Genomic DNA, 15,576 nt, shown 5'->3' with positions numbered 1-15,576 from the left:
TTCCACCGGTGGTGGCGGTCCTCCGGTGCGGCCGGGGAATCCCGGTCCGGTCGCACCGGACGACCGTCCTGCTCGTGCGCCACCGGGCCGTACGGCCCGGCTGCACGCTCTCCGTCGCCGACCTCGTCCCTACCGCGGGGCGCAATCCGCGGTCGGTCCCTCGCCGGTCGGCGTCGGAAAGCCGGTCGGGCGACGGCGGTGCGAACACCGCCGTCGCGGATGGTCAAAGGTCAGGCGGCGGCTGTGACAAGCGCCGGTTCCACCTCGGCCCAGGAGCCGAGCTCCGCCGAGCGGGCCACCGCGTCCAGCACCAGCTGGACCTGCAACGCGTCGGCGAAGGAGGGAGTCGGGTCGACGCCGGTGGCGACCGCCTCGATGAAGTCGCGCATCTCGTGCGTGAACGAGTGCTCGTAGCCGATGATGTGGCCCGGCGGCCACCACGCCGACATGTACGGGTGCTCGCCCTCGGTCACCAGGATGCGGCTGAAACCCTGTTCCACGGTGGGCCGGGTGGCGTCGTAGAACTCCAGCTCGTTGAGCCGCTCCAGGTCGAAGACCACGCTGCCCAGCGAGCCGTTGATCTCGACGCGCAGCGCGTTCTTGCGACCGGTGGCGAAGCGGCTCGCCTCGTACGTGCCCAGGGCACCGCCGTCGAGCCGGGCCACGAAGACCGCGGCGTCGTCGACGGTGACCGGCCCGGTGGGCGCCGAGCCGCCGTCCACGGTGGCCGCCAGACCACTCGACTCGGCCGGCAACGGCCGCTCCTTGACGAAGGTCTCGGTGACCGCGCTGACCCCGCTGATCCGCTGACCGGTGACGAACTGGGTCAGATCGATGATGTGCGCACCGATGTCACCGAGCGCGCCCGAGCCCGCCCTGTCCTTCTGCAACCGCCAGACCAGCGGGAACTGCGGGTCCACGATCCAATCCTGTAGGTACGTCGCACGGACGTGTCGAATCACCCCGAGCCGTCCGTCGGCGACCATCTGGCGCATCATCGTGACCGCGGGGACCCGGCGGTAGTTGAACCCGCACATCGACCGCACTCCGGCGGCCCGGGCGACGTCCGCCGCAGCGGTCATCGCCCGCGCCTCCGCCACCGTGTTGGCCAGCGGCTTCTCGCACAGAACGTGCTTGCCGGCCGCCAGTGCGGCGAGGGCGATCTCGGCGTGACTGTCACCCGGGGTGCAGATGTCGACGACGTCGATGTCATCCCGGTTGATCAGGTCACGCCAGTCCGTGGTGGACGCGTCCCAGCCGAGCCGATCGGCGGCATCTGCCACCTTCGTTGTGTCTCGACCGCAGATCAGCGCCATCCGGGCCCGCGCCGGCAGGTCGAAAACGCGGTTCACGGTGCGCCACGCCTGTGAGTGCGCGGCGCCCATGAACGCGTAGCCGACCATGCCGACCCGCAGTTCTTTGTCTGTCGTGGACAAGGTGGCCTCCCCTGGTATGTCAGAACCCGAGCTTGTCGTAGCTGCTCGCGTTCTCCTTGGTGATCGTCTCCGAAGCCAGGGTCACTTCCTTCGGAACCTGCAGCTCCGTCAGGTCGCCCAGGCCCCGACCCTGCGCGACGAGCCGCGCGAGCGAGATAGCCGACGAGGCCATCGACGGGTTGTAGGTGACAGTCGCCTTGAGCACCGTGTTGTCGGCCTTGATCGCGTCGATCGCGAGCTTGGAGCCGGCACCGCCGACCATGAAGAACTCGGACCGGTTGGCCTGCTTGACGGCGGCGAGCACACCGATGCCCTGGTCGTCGTCGTGGTTCCAGATCGCGTCGATCTTCGGCAGCGCCTGGAGCAGCTGGGACGCCTCGCGCTGGCCGCTGTCCGAGGTGAACTCCGCCGAGCGGCGGTTGTTCACCTTGAAGCCGTAGGTCGCCAGGGCGGCCTTGAAGCCCTCGCTGCGCTCGACGGTCAGCGGGATCTCCAGACCGGCGATCTCACCGATGATCGGGTTGGCGACACCCTTGTCCTTGAGCATCTTGCCGATGAAGTGCCCGGCCGAGACGCCCATGCCGTAGTTGTCGCCCTTGATCACCAGCCGGGACGCCAGCGCGTCGGGGAACGCCCGGTCGAGGTTCACGATCGGGATGCCCGCCTGCATCGCCTGGAGGGCAACGGCGTTGACCTCCTTGCCGTCGTGCGGCAGCACGACGATGATGTCCGGCTTCTGGGCGATCAGCGTGCCGAGCGTGGAGCGCTGGGCCTCCGAGTTCGACCCGCCGTCGACCTCCTTGAACTCCACGTCCGAGTAGGCCGCGGCCTGCGCCTTGGCGTTCGCGTGGATGGCGCCCATCCAGCCGTGGTCGGCGGCCGGGGCGGAGAAGCCGATGACGACCTTCTTGCCCGGGGCGTTGTTGCCCTCGGCGTTGCCGGCGGCCTTGGTCTGGGTGCTGGCCGCCGGGGTCTCGTTGCTGGTGCAGGCGGTGAGCAGGGTGGCGGCGCCAACTGCGGCTCCACCGAAGAGCAACCGGCGGCGCGACAGGTCGCGACTGTGCTGGGTCATGAACGACCTCCTGGGAGCGGGATTTCAGTTGATAAGGGTGTGCGGGGCCCGGCCACCGTCGAATTTCTCGACGTGGCCCGGGACATCGGTGCGGTGCGTCAGGTTGCGGTGGTGACCCTGTTCCGCGCGAGGAGCCGAGTGACGGACTTGAACTGGAACTGCTGGATCAGGACGGCGGCGACGATGATGCCGCCCTTGACCATGTTCTGCGCCTCGATGGAGAGGCCGTTGATGGCGAAGAGGTTCGTGATCGTGGCGAAGATGATGACGCCGAGCAGCGAGCCGACGATCGTGCCCCGGCCACCGCTGAGCAACGTCCCACCGATGATCGCCGCGGCGATCGCGTCCAGCTCGTACAGGTTGGCCATCGCCGCCTGCGCCGAGGTGGCCTGCGAGGTGAGCATGATGGCCGCGATGCCGCAGCACAGACCGGAGAGCGCGTAGAGCAGCATGGTGTGCCGCCGGACGTTGATGCCGGCCAGCCGGGCCGCCTCCGGGTTGCCGCCCACGGCGATGGTCCGCCGGCCGAAGGTCGTCCGGTTGAGCAGGATCCACCCGGCCACCACCACCGCGCCCAGGATGTAGACGAGGATCGGAATCCCGAGAACCTTGCGCGCCGCGATGTCGTTGATGAAGGTGCTGCTCGACACCTGGGTCTGCTTGTTGGAGATCGACGCGGCGAGCCCGCGAGCCGCCACCAGCATCGCGAGCGTCGCGATGAAGGGGACCAATTTTCCGTACGAGATGAGAACACCATTGACCAGGCCGACGCAGATGCCGACCACGAGAGCGGTGAAGATCATGCCGCCGGCGCCGAAGTTCTGGGTGGCGACAGTGGTGCACCAGACCCCGGCCAGCGCGACGATCGCACCGACCGACAGGTCGATGCCACCGCCGATGATCACGAAGGTCATTCCGACCGTGACCACGCCGACGACCGAGGCGAGCTGAAGAATGGCCAGGACGTTGTTCCACACCCAGGTCGGGTCCCCGTAGAGATCCGGCTTGGTGATCGCGCCGACCACGATGAGCGCGGCCAGCACCCCGATCAGACCGAGGTTGCGCTTCGCGCCGTCGCCCCCGTCGCCCCGCCACCAGGAGAGCCGGCCCCCGGAAGGTGCCTTGTCGCTGGCCACCGCCGTCTCCGCCGGATCCACCGGCGGCGACTGGGCCGGAAGCTGCGGGCGCTCCGGTGTCGCGGTGGGAGTGGGAGTCGCGTCGCTCATGCCGGTGCGCCTTCCATCAAGGACCCCGCCATCACGAGGTCGAGCACAGTGTTTTCGTCAAGTTCGCCGGCCGCTGCTTCGCGCACGACCCGCCCTTCCCGCATCACCAGCACCCGGTCGGCCAGACCCAGCACCTCGGGCACCTCGCTGGAGACCAGCAGCACCCCGACGCCCTGAGCGGCCAAACCCCGGATGACCTGGTAGAGCTCAGCCCGGGCGCCCACGTCCACGCCCCGGGTGGGCTCGTCGAGCAGCAACAGCTTGGTGCCGCCGAGCAGCCACCGCCCGACCACCACCTTCTGCTGGTTGCCGCCGGACAGCGTGCGTACCGGCCGGTCGACGTCGCGGGGCCGCAGCTCCAGGCTGTCGGCGATCCGGTCCGCCTCGGCGCGCTCCTTGGCGGCGTTGGTGAAGCCGAGCCGCGCGTACCGGCCGAAGGTGGCAAGTGTGACGTTGCGGTAGATCGGCTCGCCGAGCAGCAGCGCCTGACTCTTGCGTTCCTCCGGGGCCATCCCCATGCCGGCCCGCACGGCGGCGCCGACGCCGGGACGCAGCGCCTTCCCGTTCATCCGGACCGACCCGGCCTCGGCGAGACGGGCGCCGTAGATGGTCTCCAGCAACTCCGAGCGGCCGGAGCCGACCAGGCCCGCGATGCCGACGATCTCCCCGGCACGCACGTTCAACGAGACGTCGGCGAACTCACCCGTGCGGGTCAGCCCCTCCACCTGGAGCAGCTCGGCGCCGGCGGGGTCCTCGGCGGGGCGGTCCGGGAAGACGTACTCGATGGTGCGGCCGGTCATCCGGCTGACCAGGTCGCGGGTCGGGGTGTCACGCGCCGGCAGGTTCGCCGCCGTGGTCCGGCCGTCCTTGAGTACGGTGACCCGGTCGCCGATCTCGCGGATCTCCTCCATGCGGTGGGAGATGTAGATGACGGCGATGCCCTGCGCGGTCAGCTCCCGGATGATCCGGAACAGGTTGCCGACCTCGTCGTGGGCCAGCACCGCGCTCGGCTCGTCCATGATGATCAGTCGGGCCTCGTGCGACAGCGCGCGGGCCATGCTGACGATCTGCTTGCCGGCGGCCGGCAGCGACCGGACCATCCGTCCGGGCGGGATCTCGCCGTGGCCCAGCCGGCTGAGGATCTGCCGGGTGTGTCGGGCCATCCGGCCGCGCCGGACGAACCCGAAGCTGCGGTACTCGTGCCCGAGGAAGGCATTTTCCGCCACCGACAGGTCCTCGACGAGGTCGAGCTCCTGGTAGATGGTGGCGATGCCGGCCTTCATCGCGGCCTGCGGGTTGGTGAACGTGGCCGGCTCGCCGCGCCACTCCACCTGCCCGGAATCCGGTTGGTGCACACCGGAGAGCACCTTGATCAGGGTCGACTTGCCGGCGCCGTTCTGCCCGAGCAGGCAGTGCACCTCGCCGGCACGCACCTCAAGCTGCACGCCGTCCAGTGCGCGTACACCGGGGAAGGTCTTGACCACATCGGTGAGGCGCAGGACCACCTCGCCCGCGACGGTGTCGGCGGGAGCCTCGACCAGCGGTGCCTCGGCGGCGGCCTCGGCCGACGCGGTGGCGGGGTCATCCTCGGACAGAGCCACAGTCTCCTCCTCGCTCACGACAGGATTTCGGTCAGGTTCATGCGGCTTCCCCGAAGGCGACATCGCCGGCGAGCACCGCCGCGCCGGTGACGCCGGCACGTCCACCCAGCTCGGACAGCACGACCGGCAGGTTGCCGGTGGCCAGCGGCAGCGACCGGCGGTAGACCACACTGCGGATCTCGGCGAGCAGGATGTGCCCGAGTTGGGCCAGCCCGCCGCCGATCACGATCATCGACGGGTTGGTGAAGCTGACCAGGCCGGCGAGCACTCCGCCGACCCGCCGTCCGCCGTCCCGGATCAGTTGGATGCACGTCACGTCGCCCTCGACGGCACCCTCGGCGACGTCCAGCGCGGTGACCACCCCGCGCAGGGCCAGCCGCTCGGCCAGCGCCGGTGACGTCCCGCTGCGGGCGGCGGCTGCGGCGTCCTTGGCCAGTGCGGCGCCGCTGAACAGCGCCTCCAGGCAGCCGACGTTGCCGCAGGAGCACATCGGACCGTGCGAGTCGACCTGGATGTGGCCGATGTCGCCGGCGCAGCCGTCGGTGCCCCGGTAGACCTCGCCGGTGAGGTAGATGCCGCACCCGATGCCGGTGCCGATCTTGATGAAGAGAAAGTCGTCCACCGAGTGGGCGACCCCACCGTGCCGCTCACCGATCGCCATGATGTTGACGTCGTTGTCGACCACCGCCGGGCAGCCGTGCTCCCGGCTGAGCAACTCGCGCACCGGGAACCGGTCCCAGCCCGGCATGATCGGCGGCGAGACCGGAACGCCGTCGCGGAAGCTGACCGGGCCGGGAACGCCGATGCCCACCGCGTCCAACCGCTCGTACGCGCCGTCGACGCGGGCCTTGTGCAGCAGCTCGTTGACCCGTTGCAGGGTCACCTTCGGTCCGTTGCGGATGTCGGCCGGCTCGGCGTACTGGGCGACCGGTTCGAGGCGGCCGTTGACCACCTCGATGTCCATCGAGCTGGCACCGAGGTCGACGGCGGCGAAGCGCAGCTTCGGGTTCAGCTCGACAAGTGTCGAGCGCCGCCCACCCCGGGAGGCGGCGAGCCCCGCCTCGGCGACGTAACCCAGTGCGACAAGTCGATCCAGCTCGGCCAGCATGCGCGGGCGCGGCATCTGGAGTCGGTCGCCCAACTCGGCGCGGGAGACGGCCCCCTCGTCGCGGAGCAACCGCAACAGTCGTACGTGCAGGGGGTCGGCGGTCCGCACCGGGGGGTCACCTCTTCATTGGCATCGTTCACATCGACGCAATGTCGAAGTGTTGTGTCCGACACAGTAGGAGCGTGCTGTGCCGCGTGTCCAGAGCTTCAACCGTTCCGAGATGAACTTTTGTCCGAAAGAACAAAAGCTACTAGTCGATCAAGAAAAGGATCACGGCTGGCCTGCGTCCGCTCGCCCACAGTTCCATCGACAGACACGAAACCGCCCCGCCAGTCGATCTTCACTGGCGGGGCGGTGAGGTGCGGGGGCGGTCGGTACGGGGGCCGTCAGCGGCGGTTGCCGGCGTTGCGCTTCTTGCGGAGCTTGCGGTCGTCGCGCAGTTCGACGTACGGCTCGTCGTCGACGCCATGGCCGGCCGCGATGGCGCGGCCCCGCTCCAACTCGGCGTCGAACTCGGCACCCAGCAGGATCGCGATGTTGCTCAGCCACAGCCAGACCAAGAAGATGATCACGCCGGCCAGCGCCCCGTACGTCTTGTTGTACGAGCCGAAGTTGCTCACGTAGAGGGCGAACAGGCCGGAGATCACCAGCCAGATCACCACGGCCAGCACACCACCCGGGCTGACCCAGCGGAAACCGCCGTGCCGGGCGTTGGGTGAGGCCCAGTAGAGGATCGCGAACATCAGGCTGACCAGGAGCAGCAGCACCGGCCACTTGGCGACGTCCCACGCCGTGACCGCGGCCGAGCCGAGGCCGACCACGTCCCCCACCGTCTCGGCGAGGCTGCCGGTGAAGACCACGATCACCGCGCTGGCCAGCAGCAGCACCCCGACCACCGCGGTCACGCCGAGCCGGATCGGCAGCGTCTTCCAGATCGGCCGCCCCTCCGGCACGTCGTAGATGGAGTTCGAGGCGCGCATGAACGCGGCGATGTAGCCGGACGCGGACCAGAACGCCGCCACCACGCCGATGATCGCCGCGAGGCTGGCCAGGCCGCCGTTGTCGTGGGCCGTGGTGATGGCGCCGTTGATGATCTGTTTGACGCTGTCGTTCGGCACCGCCTGGTCGACGGTGTCCCTGACCCCCTCGGTGGCGCTCGTGCCGAGCAGACCGAGGATCGAGATCAGCACCAGCAGGCCGGGGAAGATGGACAGCACCCCGTAGTAGGTGAGTGCCGCCGCCCAGTCGGTCAGGCTGTCGTCCTGGAATTCGCTGACCGTGCGCCGCAGCGCCGCCTTCCACCCGCTGCCGGGTAGATCGGTGGGGCTGTCCGGCCCCGCGTCGGGTCCGACCGGCGCGCTGGCGTCGGCAGGCGTCCGGCGGGCGACAGACTCGTCCGAGGTCATCGCCCCTCCTCGTCGTCGGTGGTGGTGGTGGCACCTTCGACATGCCCCGTGGACCCGCGCCGGTAACCCCGGACCGCGCTCGGCCTTTCAACCCTTGATCGACTCGGCTTTCGGGAAGTCGGGGTGTCAACGTCGCCTCGATGCCCCCAAGGCACCACGGAACCCTGACCGCCACCCCAGACAACACCCCAGACAACACCGCTCGAATAGCGCACCGACCCGAACATGATCACCGTGGATGGCCCGGACCGCCGGCAGTGCGGGTCTTTGCATTTCTTTCGGGCAATGAGGTTCGCCGGGATTCAGCATCACCCGACTGGCCTGCGCGATAACAAGAAGGTCACACCGGCAAGTTTTTTCGACAGGTGACCGGGCAAGATCGAAGCAGACCAAGCCCGTCAAAGCAACATCAAACCGGCGCGCATCGACGATTGATGTGACTGTCGGTGATCACATGCTGGGGATGCGTATCTGCCGGCACCCGCCACCCACCACGGCCGCAGGCGGGAGCACACAGCCTGGACGACCTGCCGAATCGTCGCTTGTGTGAGACTGTCGCAGACAGTACCCCTATTCGACGAATCGACATTCTCGGGGATTCCCCTCACCAGGGAATAGTCACCCACAGCAATCACGGTCAACAATATTCCCATACAGCGCAGTCCCCCGTATTGTCCCCCAGCGTGTCATCCGCGCACCCTGTTCAGGACTCCGTCCCCTCGCCCCGAGACGACGACGCGCCCGCTTCGGTCGACGTCGACGACCGGCCGCTGAGGCCACCCGCCGAGAAGGGGCCAGCCGCCGAGAAGGGGCCAGCCGCCGAACCCGGCGGGACCGACCCCACCCTCGTGGCCGTCGGCGGGCAGCCCGACCCGGAGTTGACCGCACAGTTCGAGGATGAGAAACCGGGCCGGGTGTTCACCGGGCCACTCGGCTTCTTCTTCGCGGGCGTCACCCTCGCCGTCGCTCTCCTCGCCATCTACCAGGTCTTCTTTCCGCTGGCGCAGGGCAGCAAGTTCTACCTGATCATCTTCCTCGCCGGCGTCCTGCCGATGGTCTTCCTGGCGTATCCGTCGGGGGTGCGCCTGCCCCGACGGGGCACACCGGCAGCACCGGCCGACCCGGCCAGCAGATCGACGAGCCGGATGCGCCCCACCCCGGTCGACTGGGTGCTCGCCGTCGCCGCGTTGCTGAGCTGCCTCTACCCGGTGTTGCCGGTCGCCATCGGTACGGGTGGCGGTGGATACGACGCCTTCCTCGATCGACAAGGGCTGCTCGACCCGGTCGACCTGGTGCTGGGCACCGTGCTGCTGCTCCTGCTGCTGGAGGCGTGCCGCCGGACCACCGGTTGGATCCTGCCGGCGGTCTGTCTGCTCTTCCTGGCCTTCGGCTACTACGGCGGGCTGCTGCCGCAGTCCTGGCCGGTGGCCCATGCCGGCCTCGACTTCGGGCAGCTCGTCGACGCGTTCTACAACTCCGACAGCGGCTTCTACGGCACCCCACTGGACGTGGCCGCCTCGTACATCGTGCTCTTCACCATCTACGGCGCGGTGCTGGACCTCTCCGGCGCCGGTCGGTTCTTCGTCGAACTCTCCGCCGCCGCGTTCCGCCGCTCCCGAACCGCACCGGGACGCACCGCGGTGGCCGCCGGCTTCCTCCTCGGAACCGTCTCGGGGTCGGGAGCGGCCACCACGGTCAGCATCGGCTCGGTCACCTGGCCGATCCTGCGCCGAGCCGGCTATCCGCCGGAACGGGCCGGCGGCATGCTCGCCGCCGCCGGCGTCGGCGCGATCCTGTCGCCGCCGACGCTCGGGGCCGCCGCGTTCATCATCGCCGAGTACCTCGGCGTCTCGTACCTCCAGGTGCTCGGCTGGGCCACCGTGCCGACCGTGCTCTACTACCTGGGCATCCTGCTCGCGGTGGAGATCGACGCCCGCCGCTCCGGAGTACGCCGGGTCACGATCGACGCCGGATCGGCCTGGTCGCTGCTGGTCCGCTTCGGCTACCACTTCCTCTCGCTGATCGTGATCGTCGTGATGCTCGCGCTCGGCGCCTCGGCGACCAGGGCCGTGGTGCTGGCCACCGTGTTGGCGGCCGTGCTGTCCTTCCTGGACCGGCGGCACCGGCTCACCCCCGCGCGCCTGGTCGAGGCACTCACCAACGGGGTGCGCGGAGTGCTGGCGGTCAGCGCGGTCTGCGCCGCCGCCGGCATCATCACCGCCACCACCACCAAGACCGGGCTCGGCCCGCAGGCCGCGGCGCTGTTGCTCAGCGGCGCCCAGGCGGTCAGCTCCGACCCGTTCGTCGTGCTCCTGCTCACCGCCCTGCTCGCCGCGCTCGCGCTCACGCTGCTCGGCCTGGCCGTGCCGGTCACCGCCTCGTTCGTGATCGGCTGGGTGATCATCGGCCCCGCGCTGCTCAACCTGGGCGTCGCCGCACCCGCCGCGGCGATGTTCGTCTTCTACTTCGCGGTGCTCTCCGAGGTCTCACCGCCGACCGCGCTCGCCGCGGTGGCCGCCGCGGCCGTCACCGGCGGGCGGCTGGTCCCGACCATGTGGCAGACCCTGCGGTACGCGCTACCCGCGTACCTCATTCCGATCGCCTTCGTGCTCACGCCAACCGGGCTCGGGCTGCTCGGCATCGGCGGGGTGGACCGCATCCTGCTGGCCGGCCTGACCACCGCGCTCGGAGTCGCGGTGCTCGCAGTGGCGGCCGGTGGGTGGCTGCCCGGCATCGGCCCGGCCGGAAGACCCGAGCGGATCGTCGGCGCGCTCGCCGGGCTGGTTCTGCTGTGGCTCGAACCTGTCCCCGTCCTGGTCGGCGCCGCCCTGGTCGCGCTCACCGTGGCGGGTGTTCTGCTCCGTCGCGGGAGGGCCAACCGGATGGCCGCCGCCGACAGGAGCGTCAACCAGAAAGACCATCAGGAGGAGAACAGGTGAGACGGATCAACGTGCGAATAGCCGCGAGTCTCGGGGCAGTCACCCTGGTCGCGGCCGGCGTCGCCGGATGCGGGGGCCGTCAGAAGAGTGCGGCCACCGACGACACCTCCAGCGCGGTCGGCTGCGAGGTCACCAAGGACACCCGGGTCGGCATCGCCACCGGCAACGCGACCGGGGTCTACTACGTCGTCGGCAACGCGCTCGCCGGGCAACTCGCCACGGCCAGCGGCGGCAAGCTCACCGGCACCGCCGCCGAGACCGGCGCCTCGGTGCAGAACATCGAGCAACTCGTCGCCGGCCAGTACGACGTCGCCTTCTCGCTCTTCGACACCGCGGTCAACGCGACGCAGGGCAAGGGGACCTTCAAGGGGCCGCAGCCGGTGAAGGCGCTCGCGCGGATCTACGACAACTACACCCAGGTCGTCGTCCGGGCCGACGCGGGAATCACCTCGGTCGCCGAGATGAAGGGCAAGAAGATCTCCACCGGGTCGCCCAAGTCGGGTACCGAGGTCATCGCGCAGCGGCTGCTCACCGCGGCCGGCCTCGACCCGGCGAAGGACATCCAGGCGCAGCGGCTCGACCTGACCAAGACCGTCGACGGCATGAAGGACGGCAGCATCGACGGCTTCTTCTGGTCCGGAGGCACCCCGACCGGCGGCGTCACCGACCTCTTCACCACGGCGGCCGACAAGGTGAAGTTCATCGACATCAGCCCGCTGCTGCCGAAGATGGCGGAGCTGAACCCCGCGTACCAGGCCGGCACGATCGCCAAGGACGTCTACAAGACTCCCGCCGACGTCCCGACCATCGTGGTGCCGAACGTGCTGCTCGTCCGCGACGACCTCGACGCCAACGTCGCCTGCGTCATCACGAAGACCGTGTTCGAGAAGAAGGACGCACTCAGCCAGGCCAACCCGGCGGCCAAGGGCATCGACCTGACGAACGCCCGCAAGACCGACCCGGTGCCGCTGCACCGTGGGGCGGAGACGGCACTGACGAAGCTGAGCGCCGCAAGCTGATCCGATCGTCCCGGCCCGGGCCCACCGCCCGGGCCGGGCACCACCCCGACCCGGGAGACCCCGTGCCGCTCCCCGCCCACGTACGCCAGCACCGCTCCGGTGGTGTTCTGGAGAACCTTCGCTCGATCCGCACCCAGCTACTCGCGCCGATCCTGGTGACCATCATCAGTCTGACCGTGCTCGGTGCCGCGCAGACCACCGCCGCGCTCGACGCCAGCGCGGACGCCGACCGGGCCCGTGTCCTCTCCGGCACCGCCACCGTCACCGTCCAACTGGTCCACGAACTGGAGCGGGAACTCGGCGAGACGGCGGCGTTGCGCCAACGCGGCGGCACCGCCGGCCGGCCACTTGTGGACGCCCAGCGGCGCCGCGTCGATGCCGCCGTCGAGCGGTTCCGCTCCTCCGGCGCGCAGGCCCGGGACTCCGTGCCCGAGCTGACGTCGGTGCTCGGCAGGGCCAGCGGTCAACTCGACCAGCTCTCCCCCAACCGCGCCCTGGCGCTGACCGGCACGGAGGCGGACGTGGCGTACGCCCGCACCGTCGAGTCCCTGCTGGCCGTCGCGGACGCGCTGCCGGCCCAGTTGCGCGACCCGGAGTTGGCGAACGCCGCCCGGGAGGTCGCCTCCGTCGCCACCCAGGAGCACCTGGCCTCCGTCGAACGTGACCTGCTGCGCGCCGTCTTCGTCCGGGGCCGGCTCAACGCCGGCGAGCTTGCCATGCTTGGTTCGCTGAACGGTGCTCAGGAGCAGCGCGAGGCCGAGTTCCTCCGGATCGCCACCGACACGGCGAGCAGGTCCTGGGCCCGGCTGATGACCGGCGGTGACGTGGAGACGGCCCGCACCATGCGGGACGCGGTGTTGGCGACCGACGGTGGCGCGCAGGCGATGAAGACCGACGGCGACGCCTGGTTCGTGGCACAGAGTGGCACCCTGCGCCGACTCAACCTGCTCGGCCGTGAACTCTCCGAGGATCTCGACCGTGACGCCGCGGCGCTGGCCCGCGAAGCGCTGAGGACGGCCCTGCTCACCGGTGGGGTGACCATTGCCGTGGCGCTCGGCTCGCTGATCACGGCCGTGGTGCTGGCGATCCGGATCAGCCGACGGTTGAGCCGGCTGCGGGCCGCGGCGTTGGCCATGGCGAACCACGAGCTGCCGGAGCGGATCACCGCCATCGCCGCCGGGGCGGAGCGCCCGGACGAGAGCGCCGCCGGCGCGGCCACCGCCGCGATCGCGCGTGGACACGACGAGGTCGCCCAGGTCGCCGCGGCGTTCGGCACGGTCAGTCAGGCCACGCTGCGCCTCGCCGGCGCGCAGGCCGAGTTGCGCCTGGACATGACGCGGATGGCCGAGGCGCTGGCCCGGCGGATCCGTACCCTGATCACCCGCCAGCTACGGCTGCTTGACGACTTCGAGCGCGAGGAGACCGATCCCCGGATCCTCGAACGCCTCTTCGCACTGGATCACCTCGCCGCACGCCTGCGTCGCAACGGGGAGAACCTGCTGGTCCTCTCCGGCGGCGAGCCGAGCCGGGGGCACGAGGCGCCGCTGCACCTGGAGGACGTGGTCCGGGCGGCGGCCTCGGAGATCGAGCACTATCCCCGGGTGGAGCTGAACCTGCCGGCGGCCGGGGTGCAGGGCGCGGCTGTCGGCAGCCTGGTGCACCTGCTCGCCGAACTGCTGGAGAACGCCACCGTCTACTCGCCGCCGCACACGCCGGTGCTGGTCGACGGCCGGCACACGGTCGACGGGCTGTTGCTGCGGGTGCACGACCACGGGATCGGCATCCGGCCGGGCCGGCTGGCCTCGATCAACGAACGGCTCGCGAGCCCAGCCATGATCAGCAGTGCGGCGGCCGGCAGCATGGGGTTGCACGTGGTGGCCCACCTGGCCGTCCGGTACGGGATCCGGGTGCAGCTCTACAGCACCGGCACCGGCACCATCGCCCAGGTGGAACTCCCCGACCTGCTGTTGACCCGGATCGAAACGGTCGCCCATCACCAGCCCGTGGCGGGTCGGCCGCTGGCCGGACGACCGGCGGCCTGGTTCCGGCCGATCAGCAACGCCACGGCCGGGGCACGGCCACTGGTCGCCGCCAAGGGCGCGGCGGGCGGGCAGGCTCGCGGCGTCGCCGCGGTACCGCCGCCCACCGGGCCGTTTCCGGCCGCCGATTCCCCACCGCCGCCGGCTGCCCCGCCAACCCCGCAGCTCACCGCCGGCGGGCTGCCTCGTCGCAGTCGCGGTGACTCACTGCCCACGCAGCTGCCCACGCACCTGCCCCCACCACCGCCCCCCGCCAGCGAGTCGGATCTGCTCGATCCCGAGGTGGTCCGGCGTCGCCTCTCCGCCCTCGCCGAAGGCGTTGCGAGCGCCGCCCGCTCCAACCCGTACACGAAACCCACCGGGAGAATCCGATGACGCCACCCGTGACAACAGGCTTGGACTGGCTGCTCGCGAACTTCGTGGACCAGGTTCCGGATGTGTCGCACGCCCTCGCGGTCTCCGAGGACGGGCTTCGACTGGCCGCCTCCCCCCACCTCTCGATCGACCAGGTCGACCAGCTCGCCGCCGTGATCAGCGGACTGGCGAGCCTGACCGTCGGCGCGGCTCGGTTGATGTCCGCGGGCCGCGTACGCCAGCAGATCGTCGACATGGACGGTGGTGTGCTGCTGGTGATGGCGGTCGGCTCACGCGCGCTGCTCGGCGTGCTCGCGGCACCCGGCTGTGACCTCGGCCAGATCGGCTACGAGACCGCGACCCTGGTGCAGCGAGTGGCCGAGGCCCTGGAGCCGGCGGTTCGACGGTGACCACCCGAGTGCGGCGGCTGGGGGCGGCGTTGCTGCTGGCCGTGCTCGTCGCGGGTTGCGGCGGCGAATCGTCCACGTCGGACGCCTGGCACGGTGGGCGGATCTTCCTGGCCACCGGCAACACCACTGGTGTCTACTACCAGCTCGGCGGCGGCTACGCGGACCTGATCAATCGGCATCTGCCCGGCTACGAGGCACGGGCCGAGCCGACCGGCGCCTCGGTGGAGAACATCAACCGTCTGACCAACGGCGACATGGAGATCGCGTTCAGTCTCGCCGACACCGCGGCCGACGCCATCGCCGGAAAGGGCGCGTTCGACGGGAAGCCGCAGTCGGTCCGCGCGCTGGCCCGCATCTACAGCAACTACACCCACCTGATCGTGCGCGCCAACAGCAAGATCGAAACCGTCGCCGACCTTCGTGGCAAGCGGGTCTCCACCGGCTCGCCGAAGTCCGGCACCGACATCATCGCCGGCCGGCTGCTCACGGCGGCCAATCTCGATCCGGACCGCGACGTCCGACGGCTCACCCTGTCGCTGCCCGAGACCGTGAAACAGATGCGGGCCGGCAGCCTGGACGCCATGTTCTTCTCCGGCGGTCTGCCCACCCCCGGCATCAAGGACCTGCTCACCAGTTCGCCCGGTGCGTTCCGGCTGCTACCGCTGGACAACCTTCTCCAGCCGTTGGAGAAGGGCTACGGCCCCGTCTACACGACCTCGACGTTGAGCGCCAACGTCTACAAGACGGCGAGTGACGCGCCCACCATCACCGTGGCGAACGTGATCCTGGTCAGCGCCGACATGCCCGACGGTCTGGCGTACGACCTCACCCGGACGCTCTTCGAACACCAGGCGGAGCTGATCGCCGTCCATCCCGAGGCGGCGAACTTCACCCGGGCCAGCGCCGCGCTGAGCGAGCCGATCCCGCTGCATCCCGGTGCCGGCCGCTACTACCGGGGGAGTTGAG

At 70.1% G+C, this 15,576-nt stretch carries 11 protein-coding genes; 5 read left to right on the top strand and 6 right to left on the bottom strand.

The genetic code is table 11. The features are described 5' to 3' along the window. Positions 1–230 precede the first annotated feature (230 nt). From ACGFIW_RS26835 to ACGFIW_RS26810, 6 genes are all read right to left on the bottom strand, one after another. Positions 231–1,403, bottom strand: a complete 1,173-nt coding sequence (locus tag ACGFIW_RS26835; RefSeq protein WP_393321522.1) for a Gfo/Idh/MocA family protein — start codon at positions 1,401–1,403, stop codon at positions 231–233. Positions 1,404–1,455: 52 nt separating this feature from the next. Then, positions 1,456–2,508 (bottom strand): substrate-binding domain-containing protein, encoded by a 1,053-nt coding sequence (locus tag ACGFIW_RS26830; RefSeq protein ID WP_393321142.1) that lies wholly within the window; start codon positions 2,506–2,508, stop codon positions 1,456–1,458. Positions 2,509–2,606: 98 nt separating this feature from the next. Then, on the bottom strand, positions 2,607–3,734 hold the full coding sequence (locus ACGFIW_RS26825; RefSeq protein WP_393321140.1) for an ABC transporter permease: 1,128 nt from the start codon (positions 3,732–3,734) through the stop codon (positions 2,607–2,609). Then, a complete protein-coding gene (locus ACGFIW_RS26820) occupies positions 3,731–5,239 on the bottom strand; it encodes a sugar ABC transporter ATP-binding protein (protein WP_393321520.1) in 1,509 nt (502 codons plus the stop codon). The genes ACGFIW_RS26825 and ACGFIW_RS26820 overlap by 4 nt, the downstream gene beginning before the upstream one ends. Positions 5,240–5,372: 133 nt before the next feature. Beyond that, complete coding sequence (locus ACGFIW_RS26815; protein WP_357553323.1) at positions 5,373–6,551, bottom strand: ROK family protein; 1,179 nt, start codon at positions 6,549–6,551, stop codon at positions 5,373–5,375. A 278-nt stretch (positions 6,552–6,829) separates the two neighbouring features. Beyond that, entirely contained in the window at positions 6,830–7,849 is a 1,020-nt protein-coding gene (locus ACGFIW_RS26810; protein ID WP_393321137.1) for a YihY/virulence factor BrkB family protein, read from the bottom strand. Between the two features lie 848 nt (positions 7,850–8,697). On the opposite strand from ACGFIW_RS26810, the gene ACGFIW_RS26805 reads away from it, so the two are divergent. The 5 genes from ACGFIW_RS26805 (at position 8,698) to ACGFIW_RS26785 (ending at position 15,575) form a co-directional block, all read left to right on the top strand. Further along, the gene (locus ACGFIW_RS26805) at positions 8,698–10,788 is read left to right on the top strand and encodes a TRAP transporter permease (RefSeq protein WP_393321517.1); all 2,091 of its coding nucleotides are present in this window, start codon (positions 8,698–8,700) and stop codon (positions 10,786–10,788) included. Further along, the gene (locus tag ACGFIW_RS26800) at positions 10,785–11,807 is read left to right on the top strand and encodes a TAXI family TRAP transporter solute-binding subunit (protein ID WP_393321134.1); all 1,023 of its coding nucleotides are present in this window, start codon (positions 10,785–10,787) and stop codon (positions 11,805–11,807) included. Before ACGFIW_RS26805 ends, ACGFIW_RS26800 begins: the two co-directional genes overlap by 4 nt. Before the next feature lie 62 nt (positions 11,808–11,869). Then, positions 11,870–14,221, top strand: coding sequence for a nitrate- and nitrite sensing domain-containing protein (locus tag ACGFIW_RS26795; RefSeq protein WP_393321131.1), 2,352 nt, complete (start codon positions 11,870–11,872; stop codon positions 14,219–14,221). Positions 14,222–14,229: 8 nt separating this feature from the next. Then, the gene (locus ACGFIW_RS26790; protein WP_393321128.1) at positions 14,230–14,610 is read left to right on the top strand and encodes a roadblock/LC7 domain-containing protein; all 381 of its coding nucleotides are present in this window, start codon (positions 14,230–14,232) and stop codon (positions 14,608–14,610) included. Continuing rightward, a complete protein-coding gene (locus tag ACGFIW_RS26785) occupies positions 14,607–15,575 on the top strand; it encodes a TAXI family TRAP transporter solute-binding subunit (protein WP_393321126.1) in 969 nt (322 codons plus the stop codon). Before ACGFIW_RS26790 ends, ACGFIW_RS26785 begins: the two co-directional genes overlap by 4 nt. Position 15,576: the final 1 nt, after the last annotated feature.

The organism is Micromonospora sp. NPDC048935 (assembly GCF_043197875.1).
Classification (GTDB): domain Bacteria; phylum Actinomycetota; class Actinomycetes; order Mycobacteriales; family Micromonosporaceae; genus Micromonospora.
This window is presented reverse-complemented; position numbering and strand designations above follow the sequence as displayed.

What these genes read in the sequence shown, in the direction of transcription:
- ACGFIW_RS26835 (WP_393321522.1), bottom strand. Translation starts at nt 1,403, where the DNA reads ATGGTCGGCTACGCGTTCATGGGCGCCGCGCACTCACAGGCGTGGCGC.
- ACGFIW_RS26830 (WP_393321142.1), bottom strand. Translation starts at nt 2,508, where the DNA reads ATGACCCAGCACAGTCGCGACCTGTCGCGCCGCCGGTTGCTCTTCGGT.
- ACGFIW_RS26825 (WP_393321140.1), bottom strand. Translation starts at nt 3,734, where the DNA reads ATGAGCGACGCGACTCCCACTCCCACCGCGACACCGGAGCGCCCGCAG.
- ACGFIW_RS26810 (WP_393321137.1), bottom strand. Translation starts at nt 7,849, where the DNA reads ATGACCTCGGACGAGTCTGTCGCCCGCCGGACGCCTGCCGACGCCAGC.